Source organism: Streptomyces sp. NPDC058401 (assembly GCF_042722885.1).
GTDB lineage: Bacteria > Actinomycetota > Actinomycetes > Streptomycetales > Streptomycetaceae > Streptomyces.
The window spans coordinates 1-17,751 of the sequence record NZ_JBHXKA010000087.1 but is presented as its reverse complement, the minus strand read 5'-3'; the positions used below and the strand labels follow the sequence as shown (position 1 = coordinate 17,751).

Here is a 17,751-nt window from a genome sequence, read left to right as displayed (position 1 = left end):
ACAGCGCGCGCGGGCGCTCAATTGCCGTGTCGAAGAAGGAGCTTGGACGTTGTCGAACGTGGACGTGGTGCGGGAGTCCGCCGGGGCGGGGCGGGTGGTGCTGTTCGAGGAGTCGGCGCGGGACGGCGCCCAGGCGAAGACCTTGATGAGTGCCGCCTTCCGTGTGCGGCTCGCCCGTGAGCAGGGGGCGGTGTTCGGGGCCGACGGCCCTCGCCACGTGGTGTTCGCCGCGGGATTCCCCTCCGTGTGCGGTCAGGAGTTCGAGGCGACCCGACAAGTCGCCCTGGAGGCGCAGGAGTCGGTGAGCCCGTCCGCGATCTGCCGGGGCACGGTGGAGGACGTACGGCTGGCTCTGAGCGCGGTGCGCGGTGCGGCGCACGGGCGGATCATGGTGATCGTGGCCGCCTCGGAGGCCACGGCCCGCGCCCTCGTCCACGGTGACGCCCGTACCGCGCTGGAGCGGGGCCTGGACGTGGTCAAGGAGGCCGTGGACCGCGCCGACGGCACGGCGGTGGACGTGTGCCTGGTGGACGCGCCGCGCGCGGACCACGCCCTGGTGGCCGAGTACGCCGGCCGGATGACGGCGCAGGGAGCGGCCACGATCGTGCTCGCCGACACCGTCGGCGACCTGCTGCCGGGCCAGACCCGGGAGCTCTTCCGGCGGGTGGCCGCGGGCGCCGGTCCGGACACGGTCCTGGTCTCGCACCTCCACAACGACCTCGGGCTCGGCCTGGCCAACACGCTGGCCGCCCTGGAGAGCGGGGCGCGGGTCGCGGCCTGTTCCTGGCTGGGCATGGCCGAGCGCAGCGGAATGGTCGCCACCGAGCAGCTGCTCTTCCTCCTCGCGCACGACCGGGCCAAGGCCGAGTACGTCCTGGGGCCCGGCTGCGAGCCGTGGTGGACCCAGCCGGACCTGACGCGGCTGCCGGGCATCGCCCGGATGGTGTCCGCGGAGACCGGGGTACCGCTCACCGTTACCACGCCGATCGTGGGCAGCGGGGTCGCCACGATCTCCACCGGAACCCCCTTCACCCACCCGCGCACCTTCCAGCCCTACGACCCCGAGGAGCACCTCGGGCTCGCACCGCGCGTGGTGCTGACCCACCTCGCGAGCCGGCGCGTGCTGCGCGCGGTCGCCGAGCGGCTGGGCCACCACCTGGATCCGGAGCAGACCGGCGAGGCCCTGACCTGGGTCAAGGACCGCGCCTACCGGCTGAACCAGGCCCAGATCCCCGACGCGGACTTCGCCGCGTACCTCGAAGCCCTGCCCGCCGAAGCCGCGCCCACCGCCAACGCCGCCGTCACCACCGATGCCGCCGTCACCACCGCACCCTGAACGGACTGACCTCATGTCGGACACCCGCCTTCCGGACACCGGCGCCGCCGCCGACGCCTTGCGGGCCGGAGGGGCCGTGATCCTGCCCAACCCCAGCCCGCTCACCTACGTCGTCACCGCCACCACCCCCACGGCCGTCAACGACGCCAAGGGCCGGCCGACCGGCCAGGAAGTCGCCCTCTGGGTCCACGACGACGCCGTCTGGGGCGAGCTCGGTACGGAACTGGCCCTGGAACCGGCCGCGCTCCGCACCGCGTTCGCCCTGCTGCGCGAGGAACAGGTCACGCTGCTGGTGCCCGTACGCGCAGACGCGCGCCCGTCCGCCTGGACCGGACCCGCCCTCCGCGACGGCCACCTGCTGCTGTTCGGGGCGCACTGGCAACCGCTGTCCCCCCTGCTGACCGACTTTCCGTACCTCTACGTCAGCAGCGCCAACCGGACCGGGCAGCCGCCGGCGGACACCGCGGCCCGGGCTGCGGCGATGTTCGGGCCCGGGATCCCGGTCGTCGACGCCGACGCGCTGCGCCGCCCCGGCACCCCCCACGCGGCCACCACCATGCTGCGCATCGGCTCCGGCGGGGACCTGGCGCACGTCCGGGGAGGAGCCCAGGACCGGGCACACGGCCCGGACCCCGAGGTCTATCTGGCACGCCTGCGGGCGGCGCACGACGGCAGGTGACGCGGGGTCAGCCCCGCTGGCGCCGGTCAGCTCCTGCTGACGCGGGTCAGCTCCTGCTGACGCGGGTCAGCCCCTGTGCGCCCCTTCCAGCCGCCCGACCCGGCCCTTCTCCCCCGCCGCCCAGCAGGCGCCGTCCGCCGTGCAGGTGACCGTGTCGAAGGACCCCGTGTCCAGCGCCCGCCAGGTGCGGCCGCCGTCCCCGGTCACGTCCGTGCCGGTCGGGCCGACGGCCAGGGCCGTGCCGGCGCCGTACGGGAACCAGGCCGCGCCCGAACGGTAGGCCTGCGGCGGGGTCGACGCCGGGCTCCAGGTGCGGCCCGCGTCCCGGGACACCGCGGCGGCCTGTGGGGAGGCCTGCCCGGTGCGGTAGTCGCCGCCGACCGCCAGGCCCTTCGTACGGTCCCTGAAGGCGAGGGCGAAGACCCCGCGCGCCGGGTCGCCGGCGGGGAGGGTGGACTCGGCGGCCCGCCAGGTCAGGCCTCGGTCCGAGGAGTGCAGCACCCGCGCGACGGAGCCCCCGCCGGTGGCCAGCCAGACGTCGCGCGGCCCGGCGGAGACCAGGCACTGACCGCTCGCGGCGAAGCCCGCCTCGCCGGGCAGCGCGTCCGGCATCCCCGTATTCGGCAGCACCCGCCAGCTGCGGCCGCCGTCGTCGGTGGACAGGATGCGGAACCGGCCGTCCACCGGGTCGCTCATCGCGAGCCCGTGGCGGGAGTCGAAGAAGGTGAGGCAGTCGTAGAAGGCCCGCGGGTCGGGGTTGCGGAAGGTCTCCGTCCATGTGGCGCCGCCGTCCTCGGTGCGCAGCACCCTGGAGGCCTCGCCCTCGCCGATGGACAGGGCCACGGCGCGCCGCCCGTCGAAGGCCTCGATGTCCCGCAGTTCCAGACCCTCCGCGACGGCCCCGGGCGGTGAGACGTCGCGCCAGCTGCGGCCCCCGTCCGAGGTGCGCAGTACGGTCCCCTTCGAGCCGGCCACCCAGGCCGTGGACCGGTTCACCGCCGCCAGTCCCCGGAAGCGGGCGTCCTTGCCGGTCTCCTTCAGCGCCCAGCGTGCACCCCGCAGGTCCCGTGACCCGTCTGCGGCCTGCGCCGGGGCGGCCACCACCCCCAGCAACAGAGCCGCCGCGCACATGCCAACTCCCAGAAGTCTCATGGCGCCGGAAGCTAACGCACCCCGGATGCACCGTCCAGGGCGCGTCCCGGCCACGGGGTCGCCCCGGAATCCGGCCGCTGCCGCCGCATCACCGGGTCAGAGCAGCCCCCACGGCGTCCGGTACACCCTCAACTGCGCGACCTCGTAGGACAGTTCCGTCACCCCCGGCTCCGGTGCCGGGTGGTACCTGCCCGCACACACGGAGAGGTTGACGATGAGGTAGGCGGACCAGCGACGGCCCACTCCCCGCCCGTCGCTGAAGACCCGCTTGCCGCCCAGCCACCAGACGACGGAGTTCCTGCCGAACTCGACCTTCAGGTCGATCCACGCCCCGGGCCGGACCGCCGGGTCCCGGTGGTAGCGGTGTGCCTCCCGGACGTGGTTGGACAGTTCGAGGAGGTCCGGGTTGTCGGGGTGGTACTCGAAGACGTCGATCTCCTGGCCGCCGTCGCGCCAGGTCCAGATGGCGGGCCAGGCGCCGAGCTGCTCGGGCAGCTTCACCCGGGCCTCCAGCACGTCTCCGGTGCGCACTTGGAAGCCCTCGTCGCTGCCCTCGGTGGTGAGCAGTCCGCAGTCCCAGTCGCCGTCGGTGCGCGGTGTCGCCCGGAAGTGCCCGCCGCGGCTGTAGGCGGGGTCGCCGGTGAGGTGGTCGAGTTTGTTGTCGCCCGGGTTGACCGGGCCGCCGTCGGGATAGGCCCACGAGTGGCCGGCGATCCACTGGGAGGGGGAGGCGAAGTCGGCGGTGAAGGCGGGGGTCCGGCGCGGGCGGGGCAGGAGCCGCAACCGTTCGATCATGTCCGAGAGCATGCCGGTTATCTGCCCGTCAGGAGTCCCCGCACACCTGGATCATCACACACCGCAATCGTATGAATACTTTGCGTTGCTACGGGACGGGGCCGGGCGGGACCAGGACGTGGGCCCACATGTGGGCACGGACCGCAGCCGCCATGGTGTGGTCATCTTCCCTGCCTTCGTGCGGCGTCATCCCGCGCCGCTCTGTGCGGCCATCCTGCGCAAGCGGGTATCACCGGGTCCCTGGTCAAGACCCACCCCTGTTACGTAAGGTCCGTTCAGGGTGAGCACTTATTACCGACCAAGGGGGGCGCGGGGCGATGCCGGACACCGCGATCAGTGAGCTCGTGCGGATGTGGATCAACGGCTGGGTCGTCTCCCGCGGCGCCTCGGACCCGATCGAGGAGCCCTGGGGCTGGACGATCGACGTCGGGCAGCCGAAGCAGGTGGCCCGGCACGTACTGCCGGAACCCGCCGAGGCCGATGTGCGCAAGATCGTCGCGGCGACGAGTGCGCCCGGTACCTGGCTGAAGCTGTTCGCCGAGGAGCAGGAGGTGCTGCCGTGGGCCGGGCCGGGCTGGCGGAGCGCCGTCCCCGGCTTCCTGATGACCTGTGACCTCGTACCGGAGAGCCCCGAGGTACCGGCCGGTCACACGCTCACCCGTTGGACCCGGGGCGACGTCAGCCGCGTGCTGGTCCGCACGCACGAGGGGCACTTCGCCGCCCGTGGGCAGATCGCCCATGTCGGCGCCCACGTCGTGGTCGACCAGGTCGAGACCGCCGACGGGCACCGGCGCAAGGGCCTCGGCGGCCTGGTGATGCGCACGCTCCAGAGCACCGCGTACGAGGCCGGCGCCCGGACCGGCCTCCTGGTCGGCACGCCCGACGGCCGGGCGCTCTACGCCTCGCTGGGCTGGACCGTACACGCCCCGATGACGAGCCTCTGGTACGACCGCACAGGCCCGCGTTCCGATCAGGACGACAGCTCGTCCACCAGTTCCGTCAGGGCCGCCGCCAACGCGGTGAGGCCGGGGCCGGCGGGGCCGCCGGGCTCCGACATGTAGGTGTCCCGGCGGATCTCGACCATCAGCGCGGCGACCCGGTCGTCCTTGCCGTAGTACGGCAGCGGTACGTACGTACCGGCGAAGGGGCTGTCCAGCCCGGTGCCGCCGAAGCACGCGAAGGCCGAGCCGGCGGCGGCCAGGAGGGCCGCCGGGGTGTGGAAGGGGTCCGTGCCCAGGCAGATGGGCGGCCTGGGGCCCTCGCCGTGGAGTTCGTACGGGAGGGGCTCCGTCGGGTACGAGTGCACGTCGATGATCACGGCTCGTCCGGCGGCCTCCAGCCGGTCCTCCACGGCCCGCGTCATCGCCTGCGCGTACGGGTGGAAGTAGCGGTCGAGGAGGGGCCGGACGTCGAAGCCCTCGGGGCGCAGGCGCTCCCGGTGGGTGGAGTGCGTGTACACCGCGCCCATGCCCACGGCGAGCATCTCCTCGCGTTCGTCGGGGAACCGCTCGGGGTCGACGACCAGCCGGGACAGCCCGTTGACGAACCGCCACGGGGTGACGGCGCAGGCGCCCGCGGCCGCCGCGGCGATCTCGGCGGTGTGCGAGTCGGTGATGTGGTCGAGTTCCCGGTCGAGTTCCCCGTCGGGCAGCAGGATTCCGCTGCGGACCGGCTCCGGTACGACCCGCGAGGAGTGCGGCACGTGCAGGATCACCGGCGAGGTGCCGGCGCCGGGGAGGATCTCGAAGGGCTCGGGCCGACGGTTCTGATGGTCCCGATGGTTCACGTACGACTCCTCGGTTGATGGCCGGCCCGTGGATGCGAGCCGGTCGGATCCGCTGATCGGGGGACCCGCAGGGCGTTTCTCCCCCGGGCGGAGCGGGACGCCGGTATCAAGGGCCGGTCCCCGCTCTTGGATTGGAACCCCATGCTCTCGAACGTTCTCCGCGTGGCCGCCGGCGCCGCACTCGCCGCCGGGCTGGTCACCGGGCCCACGGGGCCGGCTTCGGCCGCCGCCACCTGTACGTACGCGCCGGACGGGAAGGCGGCCAGGAACGTGGGGACCCCGTCCGGGGACGTCGGGCGGCTGCGGCCGTACGCGGCCACGCTCCACACCAACCACGGCGCCGTGGTCTTCGAGGCCGATACGGCGAAGGCGCCGTGCACCACGAACTCCTTCGCCCACCTGGCCGGCCACAAGTACTTCGACGGGACCTCCTGCCACCGGCTCACCACCGCCGGCATCTTCGTCCTGCAGTGCGGGGACCCGACCGGTACCGGATCCGGCGGTCCCGGCTACCGGTTCGCGGACGAGAACCTGTCGGGCGCCGTCTATCCGGCGGGCACCGTCGCCATGGCGAACGCGGGGCCGGGAACCAACGGCAGCCAGTTCTTCCTCGTGTACCGGGACACCCGGCTGCCCCCGCACTACACCCCGTTCGGCAAGATCACCGGGAACGCCGGGGTGCTGCGCGAGATCGCGCGGAAGGGGACCGCGGACGGCGGGAGCGACGGCGCTCCCCGGCAGAAGGTGATCATCGACTCCGTGCGGATCGCCGCCCGGTAACCGGCCGCTCCGGGCCGTCATCCGACGCGGATGCCGATGACGCACGTGTCGTCGTCCGTGTCGGAACGGCTCTCGGCGAGGAGGCGGTCCAGCTGGCCGTCCAGGTCGCCGTCGGCGGTGGCCGCCGCCCGTACGAGGTGTCCGAGCGACTCCTGTACCGAGGAGTCGCGGCGCTCCACCAGCCCGTCCGTGTACATGAGCAGCGTGTCGCCCGGTTCGAGCTGCACCTCCCGCTCGACGTAGGCCACATCGGGCAGGGCGCCCAGGAGCAGCCCCTCGATCAGCGGGAAGGCCTCCGCTTCCCCGCCGCGCACGAGCACGGGGGGCAGGTGGCCCGCGCGGGCCCAGCGCATCACCCTCGTGCGCGGGTCGAAGAGGCCGCAGACGGCCGTGGCCGTCACGTGCTTGGCCAGGTGGTGCGTGACCGTGTTGAGCCAGGACAGCAGCTGGGCGGGGCCCGCCCCGGTGACCGCGAGACCGCGCAGGGCGTTGCGCAGGACGACCATGCCGGTGGCCGCCTCGATGCCGTGCCCGGCTACGTCGCCCACCGACAGCATGATCAGCCCGGAGGGCAGCACCACGGAGTCGTACCAGTCTCCGCCGACGAGCGCCTCGATCTCCGCCGGCCGGTAGCGGACGGCCACCCGCAGGCCCGGAGCCTCGATGGCCGGCGGGGTGGCGGGCATGATGGCGTGCTGGAGCTGGAGGGCGAGTCGGTTCCGTTCGGCGGACTCGGCCTCGGTGTGGGCGAGTTGGTCCCGGGTGGCGGCCAGGGCCACCTCGGTCCAGTGCTGGGCGGAGATGTCCTGGTAGGCGCCGCGCACGGCGTGCAGCCGCTGGTCGGCGTCGAGGACGGGCTCGGCGATGACCCGGATGTGGCGGGTGATGCCGTCGGATCTGCGCAGGCGCAGGTTGACGGAGGCGGGGCGGCGGTGGCGCAGGACCGCGCGCAGGAAGCGGCCGACGGCCGCGGAGTCGTCGGGGTGCGCGTAGCCGGGGAGTTCCCGCAGCCGGACCGGGGGCGCGGTGGGCGGGAGTCCGTGGAGGGCGTAGAGCTGGGCGTTCCAGGTGGTTTCGCCGGTGAGGAGGTTCTCTTCGAAGCCTCCGATGCGGCCCAGGCGCTGCGCGTGCTGGAGGAGGTTGGCCAGGCGGGCCGTCTCGTCCTGGATCCGCCATATCAGCAGGACGGCGGAGCCGTGGCGGCTGACGCTGATGTCGGCGACCGAGGTGAGCGGGATCTGGTCGACGAGTGCGGTCAGGCTCATGCGTTCGGCGCGGAAGGGCTCGCCCGTGGCGTGCACGCGCTCGATGATGTCGAACAGCCCGCTCTCCCCGGCCGCCAGGGGGTAGGCCTCCAGGAGGAGTGCGCCGTTGACGTCGCCGCGCGGGCGTCCCACCGGGTCGACGAAGCGGCTGCCGGTGTGCCGGATCCGGAAGTCGGCGAGCCTGCCCTCGGAGTCGAGGACCGGGGTGAGGACGACGGCCGGGTCCTGGAGCCCCTCGGCGAGGTCGATGAGCTCGGCGACGTCGGGCAGGACCGCGTCGGCCGCCCCGGGGTCGTGCGGGGGCGCGGCGTCCATGGTGCGGGCGCACAGTTCGGCGAGGGCTTCCACCTGGCGCTCGATCGGGGGTGCCTGCGGTTCCAGGGGCCGCGGCCAGCAGATCTCCAGGACGCCCTGGATCCGGCCGCCGGTCCCCGTGGGCACCGCCATCCGTCCGCCGCCGGGCCACTCGGCGCGGCCGATGGAGGGGAGTCCTTCCCGGTCGAGGTCGGCCAGGGTGACCAGCCGGCGTTCCGCCAGCGCGAGGCGGGCGACGGTGGAGACGCCCGGGGGTACGTGGCGCCAGCGGACGGCCTCCCTGGGCGGGAACCCGGCGTGGCCGGCGAGGGCCAGCGAGCCGTCGGGCTCGGCGGTCCACACGGCCACCGCGACTGCTCCGAGGGGGCCCAGGGCGTTCGTCAGGAGGGATTCGGCGACGGCCTGGGTGTCGGCGGAGACGGCGAGCACCCCGCTTTCGGCGGTGCGCAGGCGCACCGCCACCGTGGAACGCCGACCGGCCGGGTCGGGGCCGCCGGTACCGGAGCCGGTACCGGCATCCATACCCGTACCCGTATCCGTACCCGCATCCGTACCCGTGCGTTCAACGAACTCGGCGGCGATCGCGCTGACATGGTCGCGGGAGGCCTGGTTGACGATGTCGGCGGCGAGTTCCAGGGGGGACATCCCGCTCTCGCGGCACAGCACGTCGAGCTGGCGGGCCGCTGCGGCCGGGGTGCAGTTCAGCTGCCCGATCAGGATGCCCTTGGCCAGTTCGACCAGGGCCCGACCGTCGGCGGCCGCCTGTGCCTCCAGGACTTCCCGGCGCAGCCTTTCCACCGTGGCGACGAGTCGGCCCAGGGGTGTCGGAGCCTGCTGCGGGACGAGGCCCGCGGGCCGGTCGCCGTCCGGGGTTCCCGGCCGGCGGAGGGCCTCGTACCGGTGCGTGTCGCCGGTCATCGGGTGAGCCTGCGGCGGATGCGGGCGATGAGGTCGTCGGCGTCCACCGGCTTGGTCACGTAGTCGCTGGCGCCCGCGGCGAGGCTCTTCTCCCGGTCCCCGGGCATCGCCTTGGCCGTGACCGCGATGATGGGCAGGTCCGCGTACTGCGGCATCCGCCTGATCTCGGCGGTGGCGGCGTAGCCGTCCAGCTCCGGCATCATCACGTCCATCAGGACGATGTCGACCCCGGCGTTGCGGACGAGGGCGTCGATGCCCTTGCGCCCGTCCTCGGCGTGGAGCACCCGCATGCCGTGCAGTTCCAGGACCCCGCTGAGGGCGAAGAGGTTGCGCGCGTCGTCGTCGACGACGAGGACGGTGCGTCCGGCCAGGTCGCCTTCGAGCACGTGATCGGCGTGCGGGCGGCGCGCGTCACCGTGGACCAGGGGCAGGACGTCTCCCGGCTGTTCGGCGGACAGGTGCAGCGCGATGCGTTCGCGCAGCTCGTCCAGGCTGGAGAGCAGTTCCACGCGGTGTGACGCGGCCCGCTGTCGCAGGGCCTCCTCCTGGCCGGGCCGCACCCGGGGGTTGTTGTGCGCGAGGACGGGGAGCGAGGCGAGGGCCGGGTCTCCGTCGAGGGCGTCGAGGAAGCGGAGCGCCTCGCCGTCGGGCAGGTCCAGTTCCAGGACCACGCAGTGGAAGGAGTGCGCCGCCAGGGCGGCGGCGGCCTCACGGGAGCTGGTGGCGTTGACCACGTGGATGCCGCCCCACTCCCCCGCGCCCCGGTGGCCCGGGGCGAAGTCCCGGTCGGCGCTCTCGGCGACGAGGGACAGCAGGCCGTTGGTCCGCTCCTCGATCACCAGCAGGCGGCGCGGCCGCCGCTGTTCGGGGAGTTCGGGCTTGCCCGGACGGCCGTCCGGCCCCTTCACCGCCCGGTACGGGGACCCCGGCGGGAGCGCCGGGGCGGTCTCGGCGTAGGAGGCGTCCTCGTAGTCCGCGCGGCTGACCGGCAGGTAGAGGGTGAAGGTGCTGCCCTGGCCGGGGGTGCTCTCCGCGGTGACGGCGCCGCCGAGGAGCTGGGCGATCTCGCGGCTGATGGACAGCCCGAGGCCGGTGCCGCCGTACTTGCGGCTGGTGGTGCCGTCGGCCTGCTGGAAGGCCCCGAAGACCGACTCCAGCTGCTGTTCGGGGATGCCGATGCCCGTGTCGCGCACCCGGAAGGCCAGCATCGGACCGCGCCGGGAGAGCCCGGCGGGCAGCTCGGGGGCCGCGGCCGGTTCGATGCGGAGCTCGACGCCGCCGCGCTCGGTGAACTTCACGGCGTTCGACAGGAGGTTGCGCAGGATCTGGCGCAGCCGGGAGTCGTCGGTGAGCAGGTCGTCGGGGGCGCCGGGGGCGGTGGTGACGGTGAAGTCGAGGCTCTTCTGCGTGGTCATCGGCCGGAAGGTGGCGTCGACGTACTCCAGGAGCTGGGGCAGGTGCACCCGCTCGGGGTGGATGTCCATCTTCCCGGCCTCGACCTTCGACAGGTCGAGGATGTCGTTGATCAGCTGGAGGAGGTCCGAGCCGGCCGAGTGGATGATGCCGGCGTACTCGACCTGCTTGGGGGTGAGGTTGCGGGCGGGGTTCTGGGCGAGCAACTGGGCCAGGATCAGCAGGCTGTTGAGCGGGGTGCGCAGCTCGTGGCTCATGTTGGCCAGGAACTCGGACTTGTACGTGGAGGCCAGCGACAGCTGCTGCGCGCGGGTCTCCAGCTCCTGCCGGGCCTGCTCGATCTCCAGGTTCTTGGCCTCGATGTCGCTGTTCTGGCTGGCGAGGAGGGCGGCCTTCTCCTCCAGTTCGGCGTTGGAGCGCTGGAGTTCCTCCTGCTGGACCTGGAGTTCCTCGGAGCGGGCCTGGAGTTCGCCGGTCAGCCGCTGGGACTCGCCGAGGAGCTCGTCGGTGCGGGCGTTGGCGACGATCGTGTTGACGTTGGCGCCGATCGCCTCCATCAGCTGGGCCAGGAAGTCGCGGTGGACGGGGTTGAAGGCGGCGAAGGAGGCGAGCTCGATGACGCCGAGGATCTGGTCGTCCACCACGATCGGCAGGATGATCAGGCTGCCCGGGGTGGTGTGGCCGAGCCCGGAGGAGATCACGTAGCCGGCGGGGACCTGGTCGGTGGCGATGATCCGGCGGCTGCGGGCCGCCTGCCCGACGAGGGACTCCCCCAGGGCGAAGGCGGCGCCCTCCTGGGCGGCGGCGGAGCGCCCGTAGGAGCCGACGAGGGTGAGGACGGTGCCGCCGGGGCGGTCCTCGGCGAGGTAGAAGGCGCCGTACTGGGCGGCGACCAGCGGGGTCAGTTCGTCCATGACGAGCTCGGCCACGGCGGCCAGGTCCCGGTGGCCCTGCATCAGGCCGGAGATGCGGGCCAGGTTCGACTTGAGCCAGTCCTGCTCCTGGTTGGCCCGGGTGCTCTCGCGGAGCGAGCCGACCATGGAGTTGATGTTGTCCTTGAGTTCGGCGACCTCGCCCGAGGCGTCGACCGTGATCGAGCGGGTCAGGTCGCCCTCGGCGACCGCACTGGCGACCTCGGCGATGGCCCGGACCTGGCGGGTCAGGTTGCCGGCCAGCTCGTTGACGTTCTCGGTCAGCCGCTTCCAGGTGCCGGAGACCCCCTCGACCTCGGCCTGGCCGCCGAGCCGGCCCTCGCTGCCCACCTCGCGGGCGACGCGGGTGACTTCGGCGGCGAAGGCGGACAGCTGGTCGACCATCGTGTTGATGGTGGTCTTCAGCTCCAGGATCTCCCCGCGGGCGTCCACGTCGATCTTCTTGGACAGGTCGCCGTTGGCGACGGCCGTCGTGACGAGGGCGATGTTGCGGACCTGGCCGGTGAGGTTGTTGGCCATGGAGTTGACGTTGTCGGTGAGGTCCTTCCAGGTGCCCGCCACGTTGGGCACCTGCGCCTGGCCGCCGAGCCGGCCCTCGGTGCCGACCTCGCGGGCCACCCGGGTCACCTCGTCGGCGAAGGCGGACAGGGTGTCGACCATCGTGTTGATGACCCCGGCCAGTGCGGCGACCTCGCCCTTCGCCTCCACCATGATCTTCTGCGAAAGGTCGCCGCGGGCCACGGCGGTGGCCACCTGGGCGATGGAACGCACCTGGCCGGTGAGGTTGGAGGCCATGACGTTGACGTTGTCGGTGAGGTCCTTCCAGGTGCCGGAGACCCCCCGGACCTGGGCCTGACCGCCCAGGTTGCCCTCGGTGCCGACCTCGCGTGCCACCCGGGTCACCTCGTCGGCGAAGGCGGACAGCTGGTCGACCATCGTGTTGATGGTCTCCTTCAGCTCCAGGATCTCCCCGCGCGCGTCCACCCGGATCTTCTGGGTCAGATCGCCCTGGGCCACCGCCGTGGTGACCTCGGCGATGGAGCGCACCTGGGCGGTCAGGTTGTCGGCCATGACGTTGACCGACTCCGTCAGGTCCTTCCACGTACCGGAAACGCCCTGGACGTCCGCCTGGCCGCCGAGCCGGCCCTCGGTGCCGACCTCGCGGGCCACCCGGGTCACCTCGCCGGCGAATCCGGAGAGCTGGTCGACCATCGTGTTGATGGTCTCCTTCAGCTCCAGGATCTCCCCGCGCGCGGTGACGGTGATCTTCTGCGACAGGTCGCCCTTGGCCACGGCGGTCGCGACCTGGGCGATGGAGCGCACCTGGGCGGTGAGGTTTCCCGCCATGAAGTTGACCGAATCCGTGAGGTCCAGCCAGGCGCCGCCGACTCCCGGTACGTCGGCCTGGCCGCCCAGCGTTCCTTCGGTGCCGACCTCGCGGGCCACCCTGGTCACCTCGGAGGTGAACAGGGACAGCTGGTTGACCATCCCGTTGAAGACGGTGGCGATCTCCCCGAGGAGTCCGTCCGCCGCATCGGGCAGCCGGGTACGGAAGTCCCCGTCGCGTACGGCGGTCAGCCCGGCCAGCAGCCTGCGCAGCTCCGCCTCGCCGATTCCGCCCTCGCCGGGGAGCGCAGGCGCCCCGCCCGTCGAACCCGTGCCCGCCCGCTCGGCCATCCGCCCCAACCTCACACTCGAAACCGACACTCCGACGAACGGGACGAGAAGTCCCCCGGTATCGGGGCGCACGGATGCGCCCGGCTCCGCGGGGATCCGCCTTCGCCACACCACCGGTCCGGTGAAGGCTAGCGCCGCCGAAGGGACGATAAGGCACGGTCGATCACACCGGGGACAGCGCATCCCGCCTGCGGTAACGGGAAGTGGGCCGGAGGGGAGCCGCAGGCCCTCCGCGGCCGGGCCGAACTCGCCCTGGAGCAAGGTGTTCCGCGAGCTCCGGGGTGACCCCGCGGGTTCCGGGTAGACGGACCGGTGGAACGCACACACCACGGAGGAAACGGGGTGAAGAGGATGGCGGTCAGGGCAGTGGGCTGGGCCCGGTCGTTTCCCGTCGCGGAAGGTGTCCGGGCGGCGCGGGAGTGGACGGCGGACCACCTGGAGTCGCTGCCGTGGAGCGGTTCGGCGGACGACCCGGTGTACTCCGTGCTGGTCTGCGTCTCCGAACTCGTCACCAACGCGCACCTGCACGCGGCCGGCACCGCGCACCTGGTGCTGACCTGGGACGGGTGCTGCCTGCACGTGAGCGTGGCGGACGCCGATCCGCGGCTGCCCCGTCACCGGGATCCCGACGCCGACGCGGGGGCCACGTCGGGGCGCGGGCTGGGGATCGTCACCGCGCTGGCCGATTCCCTGGACGTCCACGCCTCCCACGGCGGGAAGGCGATCACCGCGTGCTTCCGGCCCGGCGGCGGGCCGGACCCGCACGCGCAGCCTCCGCGCCCCGAAGGCACGGACGCCGCGTGAGCGGCGCAACGGGCGGACGCCCGGAACGGGTTCACGCGGCGACGGCAATTCCACGCTCTGAGGACAGGCAACGCTCCGAGAGCGGGCCACGCACCCTGGCCGGTCACGCTCCGAGGGCGGCCTCCACGCTCTCGTGCAGGGACAGGACCGTATCCGCCCCGGTCACCGCGAAGAGCCGGCGCAACTGCTCGCCGGGGGCGGCGATCCGCAGGGTCGTGAGGCGGTGCAGCCGCAGCAGCAGGTTCAGGAACGAGGAGTCCCCGAAGGTGATGGCACCGGCGTCCAGCACCACCAGCGGATGCAGGCCCGCGGCCTCGGCGAGGGCATCCTCCAGAGGGACCAGGGTGTCCTGGTCGAGTTCTCCGCGCGCCACCACCACCCAGCCGGCCCCGGCCGGGTAGCCGTCCCCGACCACGCCCTGCCCGTATCCGTCCACTGCTCCGGTCATGTCCGCCTCCCCGGGTCGTCAGCCGTACGTCCTTCCCAGGGAGTATGCCTGCTCACCGCTCCGGCACCGCACTCGCAGTCCACTCGTCGTCAGCTCGGCCTTCCGGCCCTTTTCCCCGTGGGCGCCGTGCCTGCACGCTGTCCCCCGGCCCGCCGTTCACGGCAGGCGCCCGGACCGGCACCGCCGTTCCGGGAAGAATCGGCGACCCGTATTGTGTAGACCCTCTCAGGCGGGGCAGAAGCGCCCCCGGCAGCCGTCAGTCAATCGGGAGGGAGCGGCCACCATGTATCGCTCGGCCACCGTTGTAGGCCCCAAGCGTGCAGCAGACGCTGAAGTACCCGTGTGTGACCAGGAGTCCGCGGGAACGCCCACGCAGGACACGGACCTGTTCCGGGTGGAGAACGCCCGGGAGATGGCGCCGACCGACGCCCGCGAACTGTCGCGGCACTTCTTCGCGAGGCTGCGCACGCTCGAGGAGGGGACGCGCGAGTACCAGTACACGCGCAACACCCTGATCGAGATGAACCTGTCGCTCGTGCAGTTCGCGGCGCGGCGCTTCCGGGCCCGTGTGCTCGGCGGCGGCCTCGACATGGAGGACGTCATCCAGGTGGGGACGATCGGCCTGATCAAGGCCATCGACCGCTACGACACCGAGCGCGAGGTCGAATTCTCCACCCTGGCCCTCCCGTACATCACCGGTGAGATCAAGCGGTACTTCCGCGACACCACGTGGGCCGTGCACGTGCCGCGCCGGCTCCAGGAACTGCGTACGGAGCTGGCCAAGGCCCAGGAGTCCCTGAGCGACGACCTGGGCAGGGCGCCGACCGTCAAGGAACTCGCCCTCCACCTGGAGCTGTCCGAGGACGAGATCATCGACGGGCTGGTCGCCGCGAACGGCTACACCAGCAGCTCCCTCGACGCCACCGCCGACAGCGACGAGGCGTCCTCGGCGGGCCGCAGTGCCCGGCCGGCGGCGGAACGCCACGGAGCCGTCGATCCCGGCATGGAACTCTTCGAGGAGTTCCACACCCTCGCGCCCCTGCTGGAGCAGCTCGACGAACGCGACCGGCTCATCCTGCAGATGCGTTTCGGTCAGGAGAAGACCCAGGCCGAGATCGGCGCCGCACTCGGCGTGTCCCAGATGCAGGTCTCGCGGATCCTGTCCCGGACCCTGGCCCGGCTGCGCACCGGCATGCTCGCGGTGTAGGAAGGGATCGTGAACCTTCCATCCGGCGCGGAGGCGGCAGCGGACGCGTGGGCGCCGCTGACCGCCCGGCCGTGGCGGGACGGTCCCGGCGCGCGCCTGAGCGGCAGCTGCGACCTCGACACGCGGCAGTGCCTGTCCGCCGCGCTCGGCGCCGTGACCGCGATTCCCGGTCCCGTCGTCCACCTCGACCTCTCCGCCGTGGTCTTCCTCGACACGGCCGCGGTCGCCGCCCTCGTACGGGCCGCGGCCGCCCTCAGCGGGCAGGGGCGGCGCCTCCTGCTCCACGACCCGCCGTACTCGCTCCGCAAGGTCGTGGAGATGTTCCCGGACGAATGCGCCGCGCTGGAGGTCGCAGCATGATCACTGTTCCTGAGCCCGCCGGGCCCGGGGCCTTCGTCCATCCCGCCCTCTTCTACCAGGACCTGGACGCGTACGTGGCCGGCGTGGGCTCCTTCGTGGGCACCGCCGTGTCTGCCGGCGAGCCGGTCCTCGTCGCCGTACCGGGCCCGCACCTGGACCCCCTGCGCGAGAGCCTCGGCGCGAGCGCGGCCGCGGTGACCTGGACGGACATGACCGGGCTGGGCCGCAATCCCGGCCGCATCCTGGCCGCCCTGCAGGACTTCGCCGACCAGCACGTGAGCCGGCCGGTCCGGATCGTCGGAGAACCGATCTGGCCCGGCCGCTCCCCCGCCGAGGTCCTCGAGGCCACCCGGCACGAGGCCCTCATCAACACGGCCTTCGCCGGGCGGCCCGCCACCATCCTGTGCCCCTACGACACACAGGGACTGGCGCCCGAGGTGCTGGCCGACGCTCGGCGCACGCACCCCACCCTCATCGAGGGGGGCACCGACCTGCCGAGCCCGGCGTACACCGACGCCGCGCGGGTCTCGGCGGACTGCGACCGGCCGCTGCCCGAACCCGGGGCCGGAACGCACCGGTTCGTCTACGCCCACGGAGGGCTGGCCGAGGTGCGCGACCACGCCGACGCCTGGGCCCGCGGGACCGCCCTCGCCCCGGCGCGCCGCGGCGACCTGGTCCTGGCCGTCAGCGAGGCCGCGGCCAACTCCCTCTCCCACGGGGGCGGGAAGGGCACCCTGCGCCTGTGGACCACGTCAGGCCCCGGTGCGGGGGTCGTCGCCGAGATCCGGGACTCGGGCCGCCTGGCGGATCCCCTGGCGGGGCGCCGCCGCCCCTCCCTGGCCTCCGCCAACGGCGGTCGCGGCCTGTGGATGATCCACCAGCTCTGCGACCTGGTCGAGGTCCGGGCCCTGGACGACGGCTTCACGCTGCGGCTCCACATGGCAACGCCCTGACACCGGAGGTCACCTACACTCGGGGGCGGACTCGGGTGTCCTCGGCCCGCCCGGGGGCATACGGACAGTCCGGGACACCGGCCGCGATCTCGTCGGGCGGTACCGGGAGCAGTGAACGAGGCAGCGTCGGCACGGGGGTGCACAGCATGGTGGAGACCATCGGTCCGGAGACGGGAGATCCAGTGAGCGCCGGCCCTACCGGCGGCCTTCCCGGCGGAGGCCAGCGGCGTCGCCTGGCTCTGGCGGGCGTCGGCGGCGCGGTGGCCAAGGGACGCGATTTCACGCGCCGGGCCCTGCGGGACTGGGGCTGGGACGGCACCGAGACCTCCGAGGACACCCTGCTCCTCGTGTCCGAGCTGCTGACCAACGCCTCCCTGCACGCGGACGGCTGCCGGGAGCTCGTGCTCACGGCCGGGGAAACGCTGCGCATCGAGGTGTACGACGGCACGACAGCCCTGCCGCTCCTCCACCCGGCCCCGCGCCGCGGCATGCCGGGCGGCCACGGTCTGCACATCGTGGAGCGCCTGTCCGACCGCTGGGGCACGCACACCCACGAACACGGCAAGGCCGTCTGGGCCGAGATCGAGGCATCCCGGCTCAAGTCCGGCAGGCCCGCGCCGCGCTGACCGGGCCGGGATGACCGGGCCGGGCACGGGGTCTGCTCGTCACTGCGGTCCGCTCGGCGGCCGTCCCGGGTGGGAGTGCGTCGATCCGGCCGCCGGGGGCAGGAGCGCTTCATGACCTCTCATCAGCTCACCTCCCTGTCCCTGGCTCCGGCGATCGGGCCCTCCTGGGTGCACCTGCTGGTCATCGCCTTCGCTCTGATCGTCCTCGTGCACACCCTGGTGCGACACCGGTAGATCCGTGCGCGCCGTCGCCGGCGGCCCCGTAGGAAACGTCCCCGCCCGACCGGGCCCGTACGGTACGGGCC

16 protein-coding genes are annotated in these 17,751 nt (G+C 73.0%); 10 read left to right on the top strand and 6 right to left on the bottom strand.

All coding sequences use genetic code 11. From position 1 onward, the window contains the following. The first annotated feature begins 58 nt into the window (after nt 1-58). Nucleotides 59-1,336 (top strand): 2-isopropylmalate synthase, encoded by a 1,278-nt coding sequence (locus tag ACFWNV_RS27195; RefSeq protein ID WP_383952102.1) that lies wholly within the window; start codon nt 59-61, stop codon nt 1,334-1,336. 13 nt (nt 1,337-1,349) lie between these two features. Further along, nucleotides 1,350-2,015: a hypothetical protein gene (locus ACFWNV_RS27190; RefSeq protein ID WP_383952077.1), complete on the top strand. Its 666-nt coding sequence runs from the start codon at nt 1,350-1,352 to the stop codon at nt 2,013-2,015. Nucleotides 2,016-2,081: 66 nt separating this feature from the next. On the opposite strand, the gene ACFWNV_RS27185 is transcribed toward ACFWNV_RS27190, so the two are convergent. Both ACFWNV_RS27185 and ACFWNV_RS27180 read right to left on the bottom strand, forming a co-directional pair. Further along, entirely contained in the window at nt 2,082-3,146 is a 1,065-nt protein-coding gene (locus ACFWNV_RS27185) for a WD40/YVTN/BNR-like repeat-containing protein (RefSeq protein WP_383952075.1), read from the bottom strand. A 117-nt stretch (nt 3,147-3,263) separates the two neighbouring features. After that, nucleotides 3,264-3,962 (bottom strand): beta-glucanase, encoded by a 699-nt coding sequence (locus ACFWNV_RS27180; protein WP_383952073.1) that lies wholly within the window; start codon nt 3,960-3,962, stop codon nt 3,264-3,266. Between the two features lie 317 nt (nt 3,963-4,279). Between ACFWNV_RS27180 and ACFWNV_RS27175 the strand changes: the two genes are divergently transcribed. Continuing rightward, nucleotides 4,280-5,023: a GNAT family N-acetyltransferase gene (locus ACFWNV_RS27175; RefSeq protein WP_383952071.1), complete on the top strand. Its 744-nt coding sequence runs from the start codon at nt 4,280-4,282 to the stop codon at nt 5,021-5,023. On the opposite strand, the gene ACFWNV_RS27170 is transcribed toward ACFWNV_RS27175, so the two are convergent. Continuing rightward, the gene (locus ACFWNV_RS27170; protein ID WP_383952069.1) at nt 4,933-5,748 is read right to left on the bottom strand and encodes an N-formylglutamate amidohydrolase; all 816 of its coding nucleotides are present in this window, start codon (nt 5,746-5,748) and stop codon (nt 4,933-4,935) included. The genes ACFWNV_RS27175 and ACFWNV_RS27170 overlap by 91 nt on opposite strands. Nucleotides 5,749-5,889: 141 nt before the next feature. On the opposite strand from ACFWNV_RS27170, the gene ACFWNV_RS27165 reads away from it, so the two are divergent. Beyond that, nucleotides 5,890-6,528, top strand: a complete 639-nt coding sequence (locus ACFWNV_RS27165; RefSeq protein ID WP_383952067.1) for a peptidylprolyl isomerase — start codon at nt 5,890-5,892, stop codon at nt 6,526-6,528. 17 nt (nt 6,529-6,545) lie between these two features. On the opposite strand, the gene ACFWNV_RS27160 is transcribed toward ACFWNV_RS27165, so the two are convergent. After that, a complete protein-coding gene (locus ACFWNV_RS27160; RefSeq protein ID WP_383952065.1) occupies nt 6,546-9,026 on the bottom strand; it encodes a SpoIIE family protein phosphatase in 2,481 nt (826 codons plus the stop codon). Next, nucleotides 9,023-13,048, bottom strand: a complete 4,026-nt coding sequence (locus ACFWNV_RS27155; protein ID WP_383952063.1) for a HAMP domain-containing protein — start codon at nt 13,046-13,048, stop codon at nt 9,023-9,025. The genes ACFWNV_RS27160 and ACFWNV_RS27155 overlap by 4 nt, the downstream gene beginning before the upstream one ends. A 351-nt stretch (nt 13,049-13,399) precedes the next feature. On the opposite strand from ACFWNV_RS27155, the gene ACFWNV_RS27150 reads away from it, so the two are divergent. Next, nucleotides 13,400-13,852 carry an ATP-binding protein gene (locus ACFWNV_RS27150; RefSeq protein ID WP_383952061.1) on the top strand — a complete coding sequence of 151 codons (453 nt, stop codon included), beginning with the start codon at nt 13,400-13,402 and terminating at the stop codon, nt 13,850-13,852. Nucleotides 13,853-13,955: 103 nt separating this feature from the next. On the opposite strand, the gene ACFWNV_RS27145 is transcribed toward ACFWNV_RS27150, so the two are convergent. Further along, a complete protein-coding gene (locus ACFWNV_RS27145; RefSeq protein WP_383952059.1) occupies nt 13,956-14,300 on the bottom strand; it encodes an STAS domain-containing protein in 345 nt (114 codons plus the stop codon). A gap of 283 nt (nt 14,301-14,583) precedes the next feature. Here ACFWNV_RS27145 and ACFWNV_RS27140 point away from each other — a divergent pair, with 283 nt between their 5' ends. The 5 genes from ACFWNV_RS27140 to ACFWNV_RS27120 all read left to right on the top strand — a co-directional run bounded on the left by ACFWNV_RS27140 (nt 14,584) and on the right by ACFWNV_RS27120 (nt 17,680). Further along, entirely contained in the window at nt 14,584-15,507 is a 924-nt protein-coding gene (locus tag ACFWNV_RS27140) for a SigB/SigF/SigG family RNA polymerase sigma factor (protein WP_383952057.1), read from the top strand. 9 nt (nt 15,508-15,516) lie between these two features. Further along, the gene (locus ACFWNV_RS27135; RefSeq protein WP_383952055.1) at nt 15,517-15,867 is read left to right on the top strand and encodes an STAS domain-containing protein; all 351 of its coding nucleotides are present in this window, start codon (nt 15,517-15,519) and stop codon (nt 15,865-15,867) included. Then, nucleotides 15,864-16,820, top strand: coding sequence for an anti-sigma factor RsbA family regulatory protein (locus ACFWNV_RS27130; protein ID WP_383952053.1), 957 nt, complete (start codon nt 15,864-15,866; stop codon nt 16,818-16,820). The genes ACFWNV_RS27135 and ACFWNV_RS27130 overlap by 4 nt, the downstream gene beginning before the upstream one ends. A 146-nt stretch (nt 16,821-16,966) precedes the next feature. Further along, nucleotides 16,967-17,446, top strand: coding sequence for an ATP-binding protein (locus ACFWNV_RS27125; protein WP_383952051.1), 480 nt, complete (start codon nt 16,967-16,969; stop codon nt 17,444-17,446). A gap of 111 nt (nt 17,447-17,557) precedes the next feature. Then, complete coding sequence (locus tag ACFWNV_RS27120; RefSeq protein ID WP_383952049.1) at nt 17,558-17,680, top strand: hypothetical protein; 123 nt, start codon at nt 17,558-17,560, stop codon at nt 17,678-17,680. Nucleotides 17,681-17,751: the final 71 nt, after the last annotated feature.

Coding starts and splice junctions, on each gene's coding strand:
- ACFWNV_RS27190 (WP_383952077.1), top strand. CDS start 1,350: ATGTCGGACACCCGCCTTCCGGACACCGGCGCCGCCGCCGACGCCTTG.
- ACFWNV_RS27185 (WP_383952075.1), bottom strand. CDS start 3,146: ATGTGCGCGGCGGCTCTGTTGCTGGGGGTGGTGGCCGCCCCGGCGCAG.
- ACFWNV_RS27180 (WP_383952073.1), bottom strand. CDS start 3,962: ATGATCGAACGGTTGCGGCTCCTGCCCCGCCCGCGCCGGACCCCCGCC.
- ACFWNV_RS27175 (WP_383952071.1), top strand. CDS start 4,280: ATGCCGGACACCGCGATCAGTGAGCTCGTGCGGATGTGGATCAACGGC.
- ACFWNV_RS27165 (WP_383952067.1), top strand. CDS start 5,890: ATGCTCTCGAACGTTCTCCGCGTGGCCGCCGGCGCCGCACTCGCCGCC.
- ACFWNV_RS27160 (WP_383952065.1), bottom strand. CDS start 9,026: ATGACCGGCGACACGCACCGGTACGAGGCCCTCCGCCGGCCGGGAACC.
- ACFWNV_RS27155 (WP_383952063.1), bottom strand. CDS start 13,048: ATGGCCGAGCGGGCGGGCACGGGTTCGACGGGCGGGGCGCCTGCGCTC.
- ACFWNV_RS27150 (WP_383952061.1), top strand. CDS start 13,400: ATGGCGGTCAGGGCAGTGGGCTGGGCCCGGTCGTTTCCCGTCGCGGAA.
- ACFWNV_RS27145 (WP_383952059.1), bottom strand. CDS start 14,300: ATGACCGGAGCAGTGGACGGATACGGGCAGGGCGTGGTCGGGGACGGC.
- ACFWNV_RS27140 (WP_383952057.1), top strand. CDS start 14,584: ATGTATCGCTCGGCCACCGTTGTAGGCCCCAAGCGTGCAGCAGACGCT.
- ACFWNV_RS27130 (WP_383952053.1), top strand. CDS start 15,864: ATGATCACTGTTCCTGAGCCCGCCGGGCCCGGGGCCTTCGTCCATCCC.
- ACFWNV_RS27125 (WP_383952051.1), top strand. CDS start 16,967: ATGGTGGAGACCATCGGTCCGGAGACGGGAGATCCAGTGAGCGCCGGC.
- ACFWNV_RS27120 (WP_383952049.1), top strand. CDS start 17,558: ATGACCTCTCATCAGCTCACCTCCCTGTCCCTGGCTCCGGCGATCGGG.